The organism is Streptomyces sp. TLI_053 (genome assembly GCF_900105395.1).
Taxonomy (GTDB): Bacteria; Actinomycetota; Actinomycetes; order Streptomycetales; family Streptomycetaceae; genus Kitasatospora.
Genome location: NZ_LT629775.1, coordinates 1,179,354 through 1,193,882, shown reverse-complemented (window position 1 = coordinate 1,193,882; position 14,529 = coordinate 1,179,354). Strand labels below are relative to the sequence as shown.

Sequence of the window (14,529 nt, the reverse complement as noted above, 5' to 3'; positions counted from 1 at the left end):
GGCCTCCGGGGCTACCGGGCACGAGCCGCTGCGGCTCGTGCCCGGTAGCCCCGGCGGCGGGGAGCCGCGGAAACCCGCTGGAGGCCGGTGGTCCGGCCTCCGTAGAATCCCGTGTCTGTGACCGACACCAGCACCCCTTCCGACGCCTCTCCCGCCGCGCTCCGCCAGGACGCCGAGCTGATCGCGGGCGTCGTGGCCGCCGCCGGGCGCGACATGGTCGACCGGGAGGCGGTCGCCGAGGTGGTGGCGCTCTGCGCCGTCGCCGGGGAGCACCTGCTCGTCGTCGGACCGCCGGGCACCGCCAAGTCGGAGGCCGTGCGCCGGGTGGCCGGGCAGCTCGGCGGCCGCTACTTCGAGTACCTGCTCGGCCGGTTCACCGAGCCCAACGAGCTGTTCGGCCCGGTCGACCTGCGCAGCCTGCGCGAGGGCCGGGTCGAGTTCGAGACCTCCGGCATGCTGCCCGAGGCGGACGTGGCCTTCCTCGACGAGGTGTTCCTCGGCTCCACGGCCGTCCTCAACACCCTGCTGGGCCTGCTCAACGAGGGGGTGTTCCGGCGCGGCGGCACCGTCCTGGCCAGCCCGCTGCGGGTCTGCGTCGGCGCCGCCAACCACCTGCCGGAGGACCCGGCGCTCGCCGCCTTCGCCGACCGCTTCCTCGCCCGGGTGTTCGTCGATCCGGTGGCCGACGCCCGGCTGGAGGAACTCCTGGAGGCCGGGCGCCGGCCGGCCCCGGCCCCGGTCGTGCAGCTCCCCGACGGCCCACGCGGTGGGGCCGGCCCGGACGGCCGGCTCGGCGCGCTGGACCGGCTCGCCGACGCTGCCCGGGGCTGCGGACTCGACGGCGTCACCCCGCTGCTCGCCTCCGCGCTGCGCCGGCTGCGCGCCGCCGGGGTGCCCGTGAGCGACCGGCGGGCCGTCCGCTCCCAGCGCCTGGTCGCGGCCGCCGCCGTCCTCGACGGCCGGACCGTCGCCACCGCGCGCGACCTGTGGGTGCTGCCACTGGTCGCGCCCACCGCGGACACCCAGGCGCTGGCCCGCGACACCCTCGGCGACCTGATCGAGAAGGCCGCCAACCAGAGCCTCGCCCACGCCGCCGAGGAGCTGTCGCGCAGCTCGGCGGCCCGCGCCGAACGACTCGCCCGCACCGGCGCCGCCCTGCTCGCCGGCCACCGCGGCCTGCCCGAGGGCCGGGACTCCCGGCTGCGCCTGGAGGCCGCGCTGCGCGAGATCGACGCCGGCTTCGCCCCGGCCGACCTGCCCGCCGCCCTGGCCGGCATACGCGCCGAGCTCGTCGCGGCGGTCGCGCCCTCGTGACCGCCACCGACGGACCGACCCCGCCACCCGCCGTGGCGCTCACCTGGGAGCGCCGCGAGCCCCCGCTGACCGCCGCCGCCGTGCTCGCGGTCGGCGACGCCGTCCCGGCCCTGGCCGCCGCGACCCGGGACCGCCTCGCCGACGGCGCCCGGCTCGGCGTGCTCGCCGACGACACCACCCTGCTCGTGCTCGGTGCCGAGGACGGGCTCCCGTGGGCGGACGGCGCCCACTACCTCGGCCACGACGAGGAGTTGCTCGTCCCGACCACCGCCCGCCCCCGGCCTGCCGCGACCCTCTGGCGGTCCGCCCTCGGCGCCCGGCCCGGGGACCTCTGCGTGCTCGTCCCCGGCCACGCCCTGGTGGCCGCACCGCCGGCCGCCGCCACCGACCCGGACGCCCTCACGCCCTTGACCCGGCGGGCCGGACGATGAGCGCCACCCGACTGCCCGCCGCACTCGCCCCGTGGGCCGGGACGCTGTCCGCGCTGACCCCCGAACTCGCGGTCGCCCTCGGGCCGTTGCTGCGACGGCTGGACCGACTCGTCGGTGCCCGCGAGCCGGTGGCCGACGGACCGGGGGAGCCGGACGGCACGGGCGGGATCGGCCGCCACGGCCGGCCGGACCAGCTGCTGCCCGCCGAGTGGCTGCTCGCCCAGGAGCACCCCGAGGAGTTCCTGCGCCGCTTCGTCGACCGCGAACTCCTGTACCTGGCACCCGAGTTCCGCAGCACCGCCACGCGCGGCCGGACGGTCGTGCTGGTCGATGCCGGCCCGTCCCAGGCCGGCGCCGGCCGACTGGTCCAACTGGCCGCGCTGCTGGTGCTGCACCGCCGGGCCACCGCCCGCGGCAGCGAACTGCGGGTGGGCGTGCTCGGCGACCCGCCCGGCTGGTGGCTCGCCGGTGAACCGGCCGACCTGCTGCCCTCCTGGCTCGCGGCCCGCCGCCCCACCGAGCCGACCGCCGAGCACGTGCGGCAGGCCGTCGCCGGACTCGACGCCGCGGACCGGGTCTGGCTGCTCACCTCGTCCCGGCTCGCCGACGGGCTCCCGGGGCTGCTCGGTCCGCCGGACGGCTCGCCGTCCGGCCCGCCCCGCGTCCTCTCCACCGACGTGGCCCGCTGGGGCCCGGAGGGCGCCACCCACGTCACCGTCCGCCTCGACCGCACCGAGGCCGAACTGCCGCTGCCCGCGGCCGACATCGCCGTCCGCGCGCTGCGCGGCGCGGAGTTCCGGCGCAACGGTGCGGTGCTCGTCCCGACCCCCGCCGACGCGGCCGGTCCGGCCGGCCTGGCCCTGCCCGTCTTCACCACCGACACGACCGTGCTGCTCACCCGGGGCCAGTACGAGGGGGTCCTGCTCGCCACGGACGTTCGGCAGCCCGAGCACAAGCACGCCGCCGCCACCCGCTCCAAGTCGCACCACCTGAACGGCCGGGTGATCGCCGCCGGCCGGACCGGCCGCCGCCTGTTCGCCCTCCACCTGCACCGGGACCGGGTACTCCGGTACGTCAGCGGGCGACAGGTCGGCGGGAGCGCGGAGTTCGCCGTCGACCCGGCCTTCCTCGGCCTCGACGGGACGGTCCTGGGGGCCCTGGCGAGCCGCCCGGTGCTGCCGCTGCTGCGCTCCGGGGACGACCTGCTCGTCCCGGTCGCCGGCCGCTGGCGCCGGATCGGGCCCGACGGCGCGGTCACCGACGACGGCCCGGTCGGCCGGCGGGCGGAGGGCCCGTTCGGCTTCGAACGATGCCGCGAGCCAAGGCTGTTCGAGCAGACGCTGCCTACCGACGCGCTGCGGGCCAGGCACCTGGTGCACGCGGGCGGCACCGCGGCCTGGTCCGAGGACGGCAGGACCTGGACGGTGCGGACCCGGCTCGGTGACGAACGCCGGCTTTCGTTCCGAGAGAAAGCCCAGGTGGCGGGCCTGGTGCACGACGGGCGCGAGCCGGTGCTGATCACCTGGGCACCCGGGAGCCGGACGGTGCGGGCGATCCGGCACGACGGTGTCCGGACCCTGAACGGATTCTCCGGCGGCACCGCCCCGCCGGCCGTGCACCCCGCCCGACCGCTGATCGCGGCCGAGCGCCCGCCCGGCCGGGTCGTGGTGGGCGACGCCACCACCGGCCGGATCCACCACGTGATCGGGAGCAGCGCGTGAACGCCCCCCTCCGGCGTGCCGCCGGGACCGTCCTCGCCACCGGCTTCGTGCTCGACGTGCCGCTGATCGGTGCGCCGGAGGCCGCCGGGCGCGTCCTCGAACTCTGGCGTGCGGACGCGCGGCTGTGCGAACTGCCCGACGGCCGCTGGCTCCTGCTGCTGCCCGAGCCGGTCCGCACCCGGGTGGACCGGGCGCCCGGGCTCCCGCTGGAGCGCGCCGGGCACGGCGGGCCGTCGGTTGCGGACACTCCTGCCTCCGGCTCCGCCGCGGTCACCGCCGACGGCCGCCTCGTGCTGACGGCGGGCGGATCGACGGTCACCCACCTCGTCGCCGAGCTGCCCGGGTTGGACCCCGCCGACTGGCTCGACCCGACCGGCCTCGCCCTGCACCGGCCGCGCCCGGTCGGTGCGGCCCCGGCACCGGAGGCGCCGCCCGTCGAGGACTCGGTCCCGGACGTCCCCCGGCCGGACCTCAGGGCGGCGGCCGGCATCCGGCCGCCGTCCGGGCGGGCCCGGCGGCTGACCGCCGGGACGCCGCGCGCCCGCGCCCGCCGGGCCCGGCGGCAGTCCGAGCGGCCGACCGACCCGCCGTCCGCCGGGCGCACCGGCGCCGGGGGCGGTGCCGGCCGAGGCGCCGGCCGAGGGCCCGCCTGGTGGCAGACCACCCGGCCGATTACCCTCGCCCCCCACCACGCGGCGGTCGTCGTCGTCCTGCTGATGGTGGTGCCCCTGCTGTTCGTGGTGCTCTTCGGCCTCGGCCTGCTCGAGGACGCCGGCTTCGACCCGGGCGGCGTCGTCTTCGCCTCGATCGTCGGGGGTCTCGCCCACGGGGCCCTCTTCGGCCGACGCGCCGCCCGGGGCGGGGGCGGAGCCACGGCGGGGCCTTCCGGCCCCGCCGCCCCCGGGCCTTCCGGCAGCGCCGCCCCCGCCCCGCGCCGGGGCCGCCGACCCTGGCTCGGCGACCTGCTGGCCCGGTTCACCCTGCGCACCCCCGCCGCCCGCCTCCTCCACCAGCGCCACGCCCGCTACCTGCGCGACCTCACCCGCGCCTTCGAGCAGCAGCGCTGGGAGGACGCCCTGCGCGACGCCCCGCCGCTCGCGGGCCGGGAGCGCGGCGCCGCGACCGAACGCCCCCTGGTCTCCCTCGCCCTGCCCACGCGTTTCACCGGGCAACTGCGCCCCACCCTGCTCCGGATCGGCCCGGCCGCGGCGAACGCGTTCTCCGGCCCGACCGTGCACCAGCACCTCACCGAGCTCTACCGGGCCGCCGCCGAGCGGCTGGAGCAGCAGGGCCGGTACGACGAGGCGGCCTTCGTCCTGGCCGACCTGCTGGAGGCACCCGCCGAGGCCGTCGCCCTGTTCGAACGGCACGACCGCCTCACCCGGGCCGCCGAACTCGCCGAGGGCCGCGAGCTCGCCGCCGACCTGGTGGTCCGCCTGTGGTGGCGGGCCGGCGAACGCGCGCGGGCCGTGCGGACCGCGCACCGCCGGGGCGCCTTCGCCACCGCGGTCGAACGGCTGGCCGCCACCGATCCGCAGGCCGCCCGCGAACTGCGCGCGGCCTGGGCCGGACACTGCCGCGCGGCCGGCGACCGGCTGGGCGCCGTCGAGGCGGTCTGGCCGGACGAGGCGCTGCGGCCGTCGGTCGCCGCCGACCTGCGGGACGCGGTCGCCCTCGGCGGCCCCACCCGGGGCCGGGCCCTGCCCTACCTGCTCGCCCTGCCGGACCTGACGGCCCAGGGCTTCGGCACCGCCACCCGGGCGCTCGCCCGCGCAATCCTCGACGGCGACGGCGACCCGAACGCCACCGGCCGCTCGGCGCTGGCCGCGGCCCTCGCCCGCCTGCCCGCCGCCGACCCGGCCACCGACCGCGAACTCGCCACCGCCGCCGCCCGGGCGGCCGTCCGCGACGGCGGCCTCGGCGGCGGCGTCGCCGAGCACCCCCTGTTCGACCGACTGCTCGGCCGCGCCGACCCGTTGACCGCCGCCGACCTGCCCCGCCCCCGCCCGCGACCGGTGCGCCGGCCCGGCGGATCCGCTCCCGCCCACACGGCGGTCGACCGGCCGGGCACCCTGCCGGTCCTGGACGCGGTACTGCTCGCCTCGGGCTCCCTGCTGGTGGCCTGCGGCCAGGCCGGCGTCCGGCTGCTCGCCCCCGACGGTCGCACCCGGGCCCACTGGGACACCCCCACCGACCGCCTGGTCCTCGCCGACCACGGCGGCGGTGCGCTGCTGGTGACCGAGCACGGTCCCGACCTGCTCGGACTCGCCCGTCTCGATCTCGCCACCCGCACCGTCCGGCCCTGGACCACCCTGCGGGCCCGGCGGCCGGCCCCCACCTACGACGGCCACCGGCTGATCGCCGCGGCGGACGGCGGCATCGTCGTCCTCGACACCACGGCCCCGCGCCCGGTCGCCGTCCGGCGCGAACTCGGCGGCGAGGAAACGCTGCTGGGTGGCATCACCCGAACCGCGAACGGCTGCGCGGCGCTCGTCCGCAGCCCGTCGACCGCCCACTCGCCGCTCACCGAGGTCTGGCGCTGGGACCTGCCCGGCTGGGAACTGCGGGCCCGGCTGCGGGTGGACGACGCCCTGTCGGACCTGCTCTCCCGCACGGACCCGGCGGACGCCCTCGAACCGGTCGCGCTCGCCGCCGGCGGCCTGCTCACCGCCGAGGCGCTGCCCGCCGGGAGCGGTACGGCCTCGGCCGACCGCACCGTGCTGCGCTGGACCTCCGGCCTCCCCGCGGCCGAACTGACCGTCGACGGCTGCGCCCCGCTCGGCCCGGCCGCCGACGGCGACCACTGGGCGCTCACCGTGCCGACCCCGGACGGCACCGGCCTGCGCGCGTACGCCGGTTCCGGCCCGTGCTCCGCGCCCGGCGTCACCGTCCTGGTGCCGAACGCGTCCGGCGACCGGATCGGCGTGCGCCACCACGCCGGCACCGTCACCTACTGGCACCGCTCGGGCCGCGTCCTCGCCACCTCCGCCGACGGCACCGCCCTGCTCGCCAACCTCAGGGTCACCGTCCGCTGACCGGACACCGGGCGGCCCCGGATTCCGCTTTTCCTCGACGCGCCACCCTGCGAACATGCGACGCTACTCACTGCGTCCGTCCGAGGAGGAATCCTGTGTCATCGCCCTGTGACCCCGCCAACGCGCCCGTCGGTGACGTGAGCACCGCGCTCATGGTGATCGACTCGCGGCTCAAGGCCATCTACGACGGCCGGACCGGCACCGACCCCGAACAGCAGCGGATGGTCGACCAGTTCGCCGCCTCCCTGGGCCCCGCGGAGGCGGACGCGCTGCTGGAAGGCGTGTGCACGCTCATCTACATGTACATGGACTGGCTGCGGGTCGTCTGCGAGCGGCACGACAAGGAGGTGGTCGAGCACGTGGTGCCCACCCTGGTGGCCACGATGCGGATGATGCCCAACACCTTCCGCCCCGAGGTCATCCCCACCATGGCGGGCTTGCTCATCGCCGCCGGTACCGGCCTGAGCCCCAACCTGTGGCGGGCGCAGTACGGCGACTGGACCGGCGCCGAGATGAACCCCCTGGAGGCGACCTCCGTCCTGCTCGCCGAGCACATCAACCGGATCGTCGGCGACGACCAGGACTTCGCCACCCGCCTGATCGCCGACGCCCTGGCGGTCACCGACGACCACTGACCGCCCGTCGGGCCGGTTGCCGGTTGCCGGTTGCCGGTTCCGCCCGCCTCGGCCTCCGGCCGGTGGGCCCCGGAGGCGCGGATCTTTAATCGGTGGCGCCGGGTGGCGGGGTGCCGCTAGGTTGATCGAACGCGGGCGGCTCCGCGGCGTGCTTCCTTCTCCTTCACTCCGAAACCTGTAGCGCGCCCCCTCTCCGCCCGCTTCTTCAACCTCTCTGCCACGTTCGTGGGGGTCCTTCCGCATGCCCCGAGCCATCACGGCTCCCTTCGACAGCGATGTCGACCTCGATCTCGGTTCCTTCCTCCTCCGCCGGCGCGGCGCCGTCGCCGTCGCCCCCGGTGACCTCCTCCCCGCAGCCGACCCGTGGAGCACCCGCGGCCTGGTGGCGCTGGACGCCGATCTGGCGCGGCGCGGATACCTGCTCACCAGTGAACTGCGCTCGGCACTGGCCAGGTTGTCGCCCTCCGCACTCGCCGGGACCGGGGACGGGCTGCTCGCCCGGATCGACCACCTGCTCGGCGCGGACCGGGAACACGTACCGCTGTTCCGCCGCTTCCCCGACGCCGTGCCCGACCACGCGCAGCTGTTCTTCACCCGGCAGATCCGGGCGTTCCTGCTCAACCAGCCCCGGCAGCCCTGCGCCCACTGCGGCCGCCGGGGAGCCGAGGCCGGGATCGGCGCGCTCGCGCCGTGCGCGCACCTGCTCTGCGCCGGCTGCCTCGACGGGCTGACGGCCGAGGGCCGGGGCGAGCGCTGCCCGACCTGCGGGACGCCCCTGCACACCGGCACCTACCTGCCCGAGGACCACCGGATCGGCCGGAAGGCCGCCGAGGAGTTCGGCGGCGAGCAGGCGATGCGTCCGCTGCGGCTGATCACGGCCGACCAGGTCACGGCCGCGATGGGCGAGTTGGACCGGCTGCTGGCCCGCCGCACCCCGCTGTCCCCGCAGGACCGCGACGACCTGACCGCGCTGCTCGGCCACGCGCCGGAGGACCTGCCGGAGCGGCTGCCCGCGCAGATCCCGGTCCGGGAGACCAAGGCCACCGTGCTCGCCGCGCTGCTGCGGCGCGGCGGCACGGACGCCCTGCCAGTACTCGCCGAGCGGATCGACACCGCGACCGACGTGCTGCGGCTGCTCTGGGCGTGGTCCGGCGCCGAGCCCGACCTGCTGCCCGCGACCGCCCGGCGGCTGCGGCTCAAGGGCCTGTCCCGGCCGCTGCGCCGGGGCCTGCTCGACCTCCTGGAGGGGCTGCACCCGACCGCCCTGGTCGAGGACCTGCGCCGCCACCGCTCGGCCTGGCTGCGGGCGGGCGAACTGCTGCACCCGTACGAGTTCCGGCGGCGCCTCCCCAACGTCACCGCGGCGTTCGTGGTGCTGCGGCAGACGGACCTGCGCACCCACGAGGTGGGGCGGGAGCACGCCGAACCGCCGGCCGGGCCGCTGCACGTGGTGAGCGCGGGCGAGCGGACCCGGCTGGGGTTCACCGGGTTCGCGGCGCGGGTCGAGGGCCTGCTCGCCGCCGGGGACACGGACGGTGCGCTGCGGGCGCTGGCCGCGCGGCCGGGGGAGCTGGTGCGCAGGCTGCACCACGTCCTGCGGGTGCACGCCACCGTTTCGCCCGGGACGCCGCTGTCCGCGTCCGGGCTGGACACCGTCGCCACCGCGCTGACCCGGGTCGCCCCCGGGCCGTTGCTCGGCGCGTACGGCGCGCTGCGCGGCACCCGGACGGCGGGGGAGCGGCGCCTGTACTTCCCGCGCGGCACGGTGTCGCTGGCCCACGCCCGGGAGGACCACGGCACGGTGGTACCCACCGAAGTTGCCTCTCCGGTAGTGGAGCTGATCGAGGCCGAGCTGCTGCGCCGCAGCGGCGCCGACGGCGAGCGCTACGAGGTGGCGCTGCTCGACGAGGGGCTGACCGAGTTGGTCGCGCCGTTCGCCGAGCGCGCCGCCGCGAAAACGCTGGTGTGCGTGCCGCGCGGCAGCCGCCAGCGGCTGCCGGCGGGGGAGCGGCTGCGGCTGTTCCTGCACTGGATGCAGCCGGAGGAGCTGCGGGTCGACCTGGACCTGTCGGTGGCGCTGTACGACGAGCGGTGGAACTTCACCGGCCTGTGCGACTACACCAACCTGGTGCACGGCGACCGGGCCGCCGTGCACTCCGGCGACTACGTGTCCGCACCGCCGCCGGACGGGGCAACGGAGTTCGTGGACCTGGATCTCGCGCGGCTGGTCGCCGGCGGATCGCGGCACGCGGTGATGATCGTGTTCAGCTACAACGACGTCTCCTTCGAGCAACTGACCGACGCTTTCACCGGGTTCATGGACCTGGGCGGCGCCGCGTCGGCGGGGAGTCCGCACTTCCACCCCCGGGCCGTCCGGCAGCGCCTGGACCTGGTCGGGGACGCCAAGGTGTGCGTGCCGATGATCGTCGACCTGGCCGACCGCCGCTACACCTGGACCGACCTCAACACCGGTGCGGACGGCGGCTTCCACAGCGTCTACCGGCACCAGGCCGAGGTGGGCGCCCTCAGCCGCGACGTCCTCGCCCACTTCTCCCCGGAGAACCGGGCCACCCTCTGGGAGCTCGCCGCCGCCCGCGCGGCGGCGAGCACGGACGAGGTGGTGGTGCGCGGGCTCGACGGCGGGCTGCGGCGCTGGCGGCGCGGGGCGGGGGAGGACGACGGCGGCTTCGCGGAGCGTCTGCGTGCGCTCCGGGACGAGGACGGGGGAGTTGTGCCGGCCCTGCCACAACTCCTCGCCGGGCGACGGTCGTTCGTCGCGCTCGTGGACGGGGACGTCCCGGCGCCGGAGCAGGTGTCCGGCACCCTGTACCGCCTCTACCCGGGGCCGATCGACGCCGCGCCGGAGGCCCTGGAGCGCCTGACGGCAGGGGACCTGGTCGCGGGTCTGGCACCGGGGCCGGTCGGGGTCGCCGCGCGGTGACCCCGACCGGGCGGATTTCATCGTTCTCGAGTCCCGGAACCGTGAACGGCCCCTGATCAAGCGGCTTCGGCCCGGTGCAGTGCGGCGCCGCCGGGTCGCGCGAGCCGGACGAGTCCGGCGGAGAGCCTCTGGGGCCGGGGCTGCGGAAACCGATTGCCCGGACGGTCGCGCCCGCACAGAATCGCCCCCGTGAACGATCCTGCGGCGGACCTCCGGCAGCCTGACCTCTCCGACGAACCCGTGCTCACCGGAGAGCGGGTGCTGCTGCGCCCCTTCGACCTCGCGCAGGACTCGCCGGCGCTTCGCGACCTGCTCACCGACGTCGAGGTGGGGCGGTTCACCGACGGGGATCCGGGGTTGGAGCCGGCCCCGCCGTGGGACGCGGACGCCGAGCGCCGGATGCGGGACTGGTACGGGAGCCGCGCCGCGCAGGCGGACCGCTTGGACCTGGCCGTCGTCGACCGGGCGAGCGGCCGGTGTGTCGGCGAGGTCGTGCTCAACGGGTGGAGCCCGGCCAACCGCAGTTGCGGCTTCCGGATCGCGCTCACCGCCGCCGGCCGCGACCGCGGGCTGGGCACCGAGGCGACCAGGCTGATCGTCGGCCACGGCTTCGAACGGCTCGGGCTGCACCGGATCTCGCTCACCGTCTTCGGCCACAACCCGCGTGCCCGCCAGGCCTACGCCAAGGTCGGCTTCGTCCTGGAGGGCACCCGGCGCGACGCGCTCCGCTACGGCGGAGTCTGGGTGGACGACCACGACATGGCGATCCTCGCCCCCGAGTGGCAGCGCCACCGCGGCCACCCGTAGGACCGGCCGCAGCCCCTCGGGCTGTCACTCGCGGTACGAGGCCGAGAGGTCCGAGGAGTCCGGGGAGCTCGGCGAGGCGGCAGCGCAGCGGCAGGAGATGCGATACGCCCTGGCAGAATCGGCGCCATGACCACCCCCCTGCCCGAGCCGAGCACGCAGCTCTCCGACCCCGGCGCCCTGTTGCTGGACTACCTCGACCACTACCGCTCCGCGATCCGAGCCAAGATCGAGGGACTGTCCGACGAGGAGCTGCGCACCAGCTGCCTCCCCTCCGGCTGGACGATGCTCGAACTCCTCAAGCACCTCGTCCACATGGAGCAGCGCTGGCTGCGATGGGGATTCCGTGCCGAGCCGGTCCCGGACCCCTGGGGCGACCGCGGTCCGGAGGGCCGCTGGCACGTCACCCCGCAGGAGAGTGCTGCCGACCTTCTCGCCGCGCTGCACGCGGGTGGCGAGCACACCCGGGCCGTCGCCTCGGGAGCGCCCCTGTCCGCCGTGGCCGCAGCCGGCGGCCGCTTCCCCGACGACGGCACCGAGCGCCCCACCCTGGGCTGGATCCTGTTCCACGTCCTCCAGGAGTACGCCCGCCACGCGGGCCACCTCGACATCGTCCGCGAACTCACCGACGGCGCCACCGGCTAGTGACACCCGCGCACAGGACGTCGGCCCCGCCGACTTCCTGTGCGATTGCCCTGCCCGGAGCTCTAACCGGGAAGGTGCGCCGGGTTGGTGGGCGCTTGCTCCGTGGGCGGGGAAAGAAGGACGGCTCAGGGGGCGGACGGCTCGATCTCCCCCGCGAAGACGATGATCTGGTCGATGAGGTTCCGTCGCAGATGGACGACGTCTGTACCCGCCAGGCGCGGACCTCCGTCGGGCGTGGTGAAGACCCACCGGTACCGGGCCCATTCGTCGGGCATGTCCACCGCCGAGCAGCGCACCATCGTGCCGGCCCCCGCCGGGTGGCGCCGGATGTCCAGCACGAACCGCTCGACCGCCGCGATTCCTTCGCTGCGACCCAACGGTCCCCAGAAGACCACGTCCGAGGTCAGGGCTTGGGGGAGCAGGGCAGTCACATAGGTGTCGTCCGAGGCGTTGAACGCGGAGATGAAAGTGTCGATCGCGGAGCGTGCCGTCTCTTCCTGCATGCCCCAGTAATACCAGCCGTTGCGGGTGGGCATTCGTCGGCAACGTGGTCGGCTCGAGGGAGGACTTCCGGATACCGAACGTCAAGGCGGGGTTCGTGATGCTGTGGGGGGATCCGCTGTGCCCCGCCGCCCGGTCGGCGGGGCACAGCCTCGTTCCGGCTCAAGCGGCATCGGCCCGGTCCAGTGCGGCGGTACCCGGTCGCGCGAGCCAGACCAGTCTGGCGGAGAGGCCCGGTCGCCCCGCGAACAGGCGGAGGGCCCGCTCGGGCGAGGTGAGTGTCATCCGCGTCCGCCCGTCGACGACGAGGAGCTGTGTCAGACCGTCGCTGTCGGCGAACCCCCAGGCCGCGACCCACCCGTCGGCGCCCTGGCCGCCGACGTCGTACACCTGGACCACCGCGAATTGCCTGGGTGCGGTGTCAAGTACGAGTCCGCACAGCTCCTCGTCGAAGGAGGGGAGGGAGTTTTGCGAGGGTACAGCGGGCATGGAAGTCTCCTGCCTGTGAGGGAGTTGAATGCCGAGCTGCCACCACCAGCGGCAGTCCACAGCCCTGATGCATCATCAAAAGTAGCCAGTCGGTAGTATGTAGTCCACCGTCTTGAGGGAATCCATGGCGCTGTCACTCCAAAGGGTGACCAGGGTTTGGCCGTGGTGCGCGAAGGAAGGGAGCAGCGAATGCCGCCCAGCAAGGTCCCGCCGAGCATTCGGCAGCGGCGACTCGGCGCGGAGCTGCGCCGGTTGCGCGAGCAGGCGGGTCTGTCGGTGACACGCGCCGGGGAACTGCACGGCACCCAGCAGTCCCGCATCAGCAACATCGAATCCGGGGGATACCCGGTGAGCGCGGACCGGGTCCGGGCGCTGGCCCGGCTCTACGGTTGTGCGGACGATGCTCTGGTCGAGGCGCTCACCGGCATGACCGGTGGTCGCACGCGTGGATGGTGGGACGAGTACCGCGAGATCCTTCCGGCCGGGGCGCTCGACCTGGCGGAACTCGAGCACCATGCGGTGTCGATGCGGATCACCTCGGTGGTTCACATGCCAGGGCTTCTTCAAACCGCTGAGCACGCTCGCGCGCTCTTTCGCGACGTGGTCCCACCTCTGTCTCCGCCCGAGGTGGAGCACCTGGTCTCGCATCGCATCAAACGGCAGGCCGTCCTGTTCGGCACGAGTCCGATTCCGTTGTCGGCTGTCGTCCATGAGACAGCCCTGCGCATGGAATTCGGCGGACCGGAGGTTGCGCGGGCTCAGCTGGAATACCTGCTGACCGCGAGCGAGCACCCCCACATCGACCTTCGGGTCATCCCGTTCGGCACTGGGAGCTTCCCGAGCTCCGGTGCGGCGATTGTGTACTTCGGCGCCGAGGTGGCGCGCCTGGACAGCGTTCAGGTCGATGGGGACAGATTCGAGTTCATTGACACCGAACCGCAGCTCATCAAGTATCGAGCTGTGCTGGATCGTTTGGAAGCGAGTGCGCTCGAACCTGGCGCTTCTCGCGACCTCATCCGCCGTGTCGCCCAGAGCATTTGAGACGGGAAGAATCATGACCGCTTACATCTGGCAGAAGTCCTCCTTCAGTGGCGACACCGCCAACTGCCTCTACCTCGCGGCTGCGCCCGAAGGTGCCGTCAAGCTTCGGGAGAGCGACGAGCCCGACACCGTTCTCACCACCACGCCGGGGCGGCTGCGGGCGCTTCTGCTGGGTGTCAAGGCAGGGGAGTTCGACCACCTCGCGGAGTAGCTGCCGCGGCGTCAGGCGCGCGCGATCAGGGCGTAGCGTTCGTCGTTCACCGGCCCGCCCCACAGGTCCGGGTCGGTGGCCAACTGCTCGATCCGCAGCTCGGCGACCAGCGGACGTACGGCGGTGGCCAGGTCATGGGCGCCGACACCACCGGTCCACGGGTGGCGTGCCGCTTCCGGCACGTACGGTCCGGCGGAGCCCCAGCGGCCCTCGACCAGGACCAGCCGGCCGCCGGGGCGCAGTCGGGCCACCCATTCCCGCAGGGCGGCCCGGGGCTCGGGCAGCGTCCAGAGCAGGTGGCGGGCGAGTACGACGTCGAAGGCGGCCCCGCCGGTGGGCGGGGCCGCCGCGTCACCGACCAGGAACCGGCCCGCGAGCCCTGCGTCGAACAGTTTCCGGCGGGCCCGGGCGACCATTTCCGGCGACAGGTCCACCCCGGTGACCCGGTGACCGGCCTCGGCCAGCAGCAGGGACAGCGAGCCGGTGCCGCAGCCGACATCGAGCACGTCGGCCGGGCCCGACGGCATCCAGGCCGTCAACCGTGCGGTCCACGCCGAGCGGACGTGCTCGGCCCGCAGCCCGTGATCGGGTCCGTCGTCGAAGCCCGCCGCCGCCGCGTCCCAGTACGCGGCGACGGCTGCGGAGTCCTCGTTCATGGCGCGCATCCTCGCAGCGGCCGCAGGCCGGTGGCAGGAGAACACGGCGACGCTGTCACATTCCTCTCTCGGCGCGCGTCAGTGCAGTGAACGAGAAACCGGACG

At 75.3% G+C, this 14,529-nt stretch carries 13 protein-coding genes; 10 read left to right on the top strand and 3 right to left on the bottom strand.

The features are described 5' to 3' along the window. Positions 1 to 117 precede the first annotated feature (117 nt). From BLU95_RS04470 to BLU95_RS04435, 8 genes are all read left to right on the top strand, one after another. Positions 118 to 1,314, top strand: a complete 1,197-nt coding sequence (locus BLU95_RS04470) for an AAA family ATPase (RefSeq protein WP_231978280.1) — start codon at positions 118 to 120, stop codon at positions 1,312 to 1,314. Beyond that, entirely contained in the window at positions 1,311 to 1,745 is a 435-nt protein-coding gene (locus BLU95_RS04465) for a bpX5 domain-containing protein (protein WP_093858799.1), read from the top strand. Before BLU95_RS04470 ends, BLU95_RS04465 begins: the two co-directional genes overlap by 4 nt. Next, the gene (locus BLU95_RS04460; protein ID WP_093858798.1) at positions 1,742 to 3,466 is read left to right on the top strand and encodes a hypothetical protein; all 1,725 of its coding nucleotides are present in this window, start codon (positions 1,742 to 1,744) and stop codon (positions 3,464 to 3,466) included. Before BLU95_RS04465 ends, BLU95_RS04460 begins: the two co-directional genes overlap by 4 nt. Next, the gene (locus BLU95_RS44945) at positions 3,463 to 6,501 is read left to right on the top strand and encodes a bpX6 domain-containing protein (protein WP_093858797.1); all 3,039 of its coding nucleotides are present in this window, start codon (positions 3,463 to 3,465) and stop codon (positions 6,499 to 6,501) included. Before BLU95_RS04460 ends, BLU95_RS44945 begins: the two co-directional genes overlap by 4 nt. A gap of 95 nt (positions 6,502 to 6,596) precedes the next feature. Next, on the top strand, positions 6,597 to 7,136 hold the full coding sequence (locus BLU95_RS04450) for a hypothetical protein (RefSeq protein WP_093858796.1): 540 nt from the start codon (positions 6,597 to 6,599) through the stop codon (positions 7,134 to 7,136). Positions 7,137 to 7,377: 241 nt separating this feature from the next. Beyond that, a complete protein-coding gene (locus BLU95_RS04445; RefSeq protein ID WP_231978279.1) occupies positions 7,378 to 10,077 on the top strand; it encodes an MXAN_6230/SCO0854 family RING domain-containing protein in 2,700 nt (899 codons plus the stop codon). Between the two features lie 189 nt (positions 10,078 to 10,266). Beyond that, entirely contained in the window at positions 10,267 to 10,884 is a 618-nt protein-coding gene (locus tag BLU95_RS04440) for a GNAT family N-acetyltransferase (RefSeq protein WP_093858795.1), read from the top strand. Between the two features lie 126 nt (positions 10,885 to 11,010). Next, the gene (locus tag BLU95_RS04435) at positions 11,011 to 11,526 is read left to right on the top strand and encodes a DinB family protein (RefSeq protein ID WP_093858794.1); all 516 of its coding nucleotides are present in this window, start codon (positions 11,011 to 11,013) and stop codon (positions 11,524 to 11,526) included. Positions 11,527 to 11,651: 125 nt separating this feature from the next. Here BLU95_RS04435 and BLU95_RS04430 read toward each other — a convergent pair whose 3' ends face one another. Further along, entirely contained in the window at positions 11,652 to 12,029 is a 378-nt protein-coding gene (locus tag BLU95_RS04430; protein ID WP_093864631.1) for a nuclear transport factor 2 family protein, read from the bottom strand. Between the two features lie 160 nt (positions 12,030 to 12,189). After that, positions 12,190 to 12,516 carry a hypothetical protein gene (locus BLU95_RS04425; protein WP_093858793.1) on the bottom strand — a complete coding sequence of 109 codons (327 nt, stop codon included), beginning with the start codon at positions 12,514 to 12,516 and terminating at the stop codon, positions 12,190 to 12,192. 189 nt (positions 12,517 to 12,705) lie between these two features. On the opposite strand from BLU95_RS04425, the gene BLU95_RS04420 reads away from it, so the two are divergent. Together BLU95_RS04420 and BLU95_RS04415 are read left to right on the top strand one after the other, a co-directional pair. After that, on the top strand, positions 12,706 to 13,557 hold the full coding sequence (locus BLU95_RS04420; RefSeq protein ID WP_093858792.1) for a helix-turn-helix domain-containing protein: 852 nt from the start codon (positions 12,706 to 12,708) through the stop codon (positions 13,555 to 13,557). 13 nt (positions 13,558 to 13,570) lie between these two features. Further along, positions 13,571 to 13,768 (top strand): DUF397 domain-containing protein, encoded by a 198-nt coding sequence (locus BLU95_RS04415; protein WP_093858791.1) that lies wholly within the window; start codon positions 13,571 to 13,573, stop codon positions 13,766 to 13,768. Between the two features lie 11 nt (positions 13,769 to 13,779). Here BLU95_RS04415 and BLU95_RS04410 read toward each other — a convergent pair whose 3' ends face one another. After that, positions 13,780 to 14,424: a class I SAM-dependent methyltransferase gene (locus tag BLU95_RS04410; protein ID WP_093858790.1), complete on the bottom strand. Its 645-nt coding sequence runs from the start codon at positions 14,422 to 14,424 to the stop codon at positions 13,780 to 13,782. Positions 14,425 to 14,529: the final 105 nt, after the last annotated feature.

What these genes read in the sequence shown, in the direction of transcription:
- BLU95_RS04445 (WP_231978279.1), top strand. Translation starts at nt 7,378, where the DNA reads ATGCCCCGAGCCATCACGGCTCCCTTCGACAGCGATGTCGACCTCGAT.
- BLU95_RS04430 (WP_093864631.1), bottom strand. Translation starts at nt 12,029, where the DNA reads ATGCAGGAAGAGACGGCACGCTCCGCGATCGACACTTTCATCTCCGCG.
- BLU95_RS04415 (WP_093858791.1), top strand. Translation starts at nt 13,571, where the DNA reads ATGACCGCTTACATCTGGCAGAAGTCCTCCTTCAGTGGCGACACCGCC.
- BLU95_RS04410 (WP_093858790.1), bottom strand. Translation starts at nt 14,424, where the DNA reads ATGAACGAGGACTCCGCAGCCGTCGCCGCGTACTGGGACGCGGCGGCG.
- BLU95_RS04460 (WP_093858798.1), top strand. Translation starts at nt 1,742, where the DNA reads ATGAGCGCCACCCGACTGCCCGCCGCACTCGCCCCGTGGGCCGGGACG.
- BLU95_RS04435 (WP_093858794.1), top strand. Translation starts at nt 11,011, where the DNA reads ATGACCACCCCCCTGCCCGAGCCGAGCACGCAGCTCTCCGACCCCGGC.
- BLU95_RS04420 (WP_093858792.1), top strand. Translation starts at nt 12,706, where the DNA reads ATGCCGCCCAGCAAGGTCCCGCCGAGCATTCGGCAGCGGCGACTCGGC.
- BLU95_RS04425 (WP_093858793.1), bottom strand. Translation starts at nt 12,516, where the DNA reads ATGCCCGCTGTACCCTCGCAAAACTCCCTCCCCTCCTTCGACGAGGAG.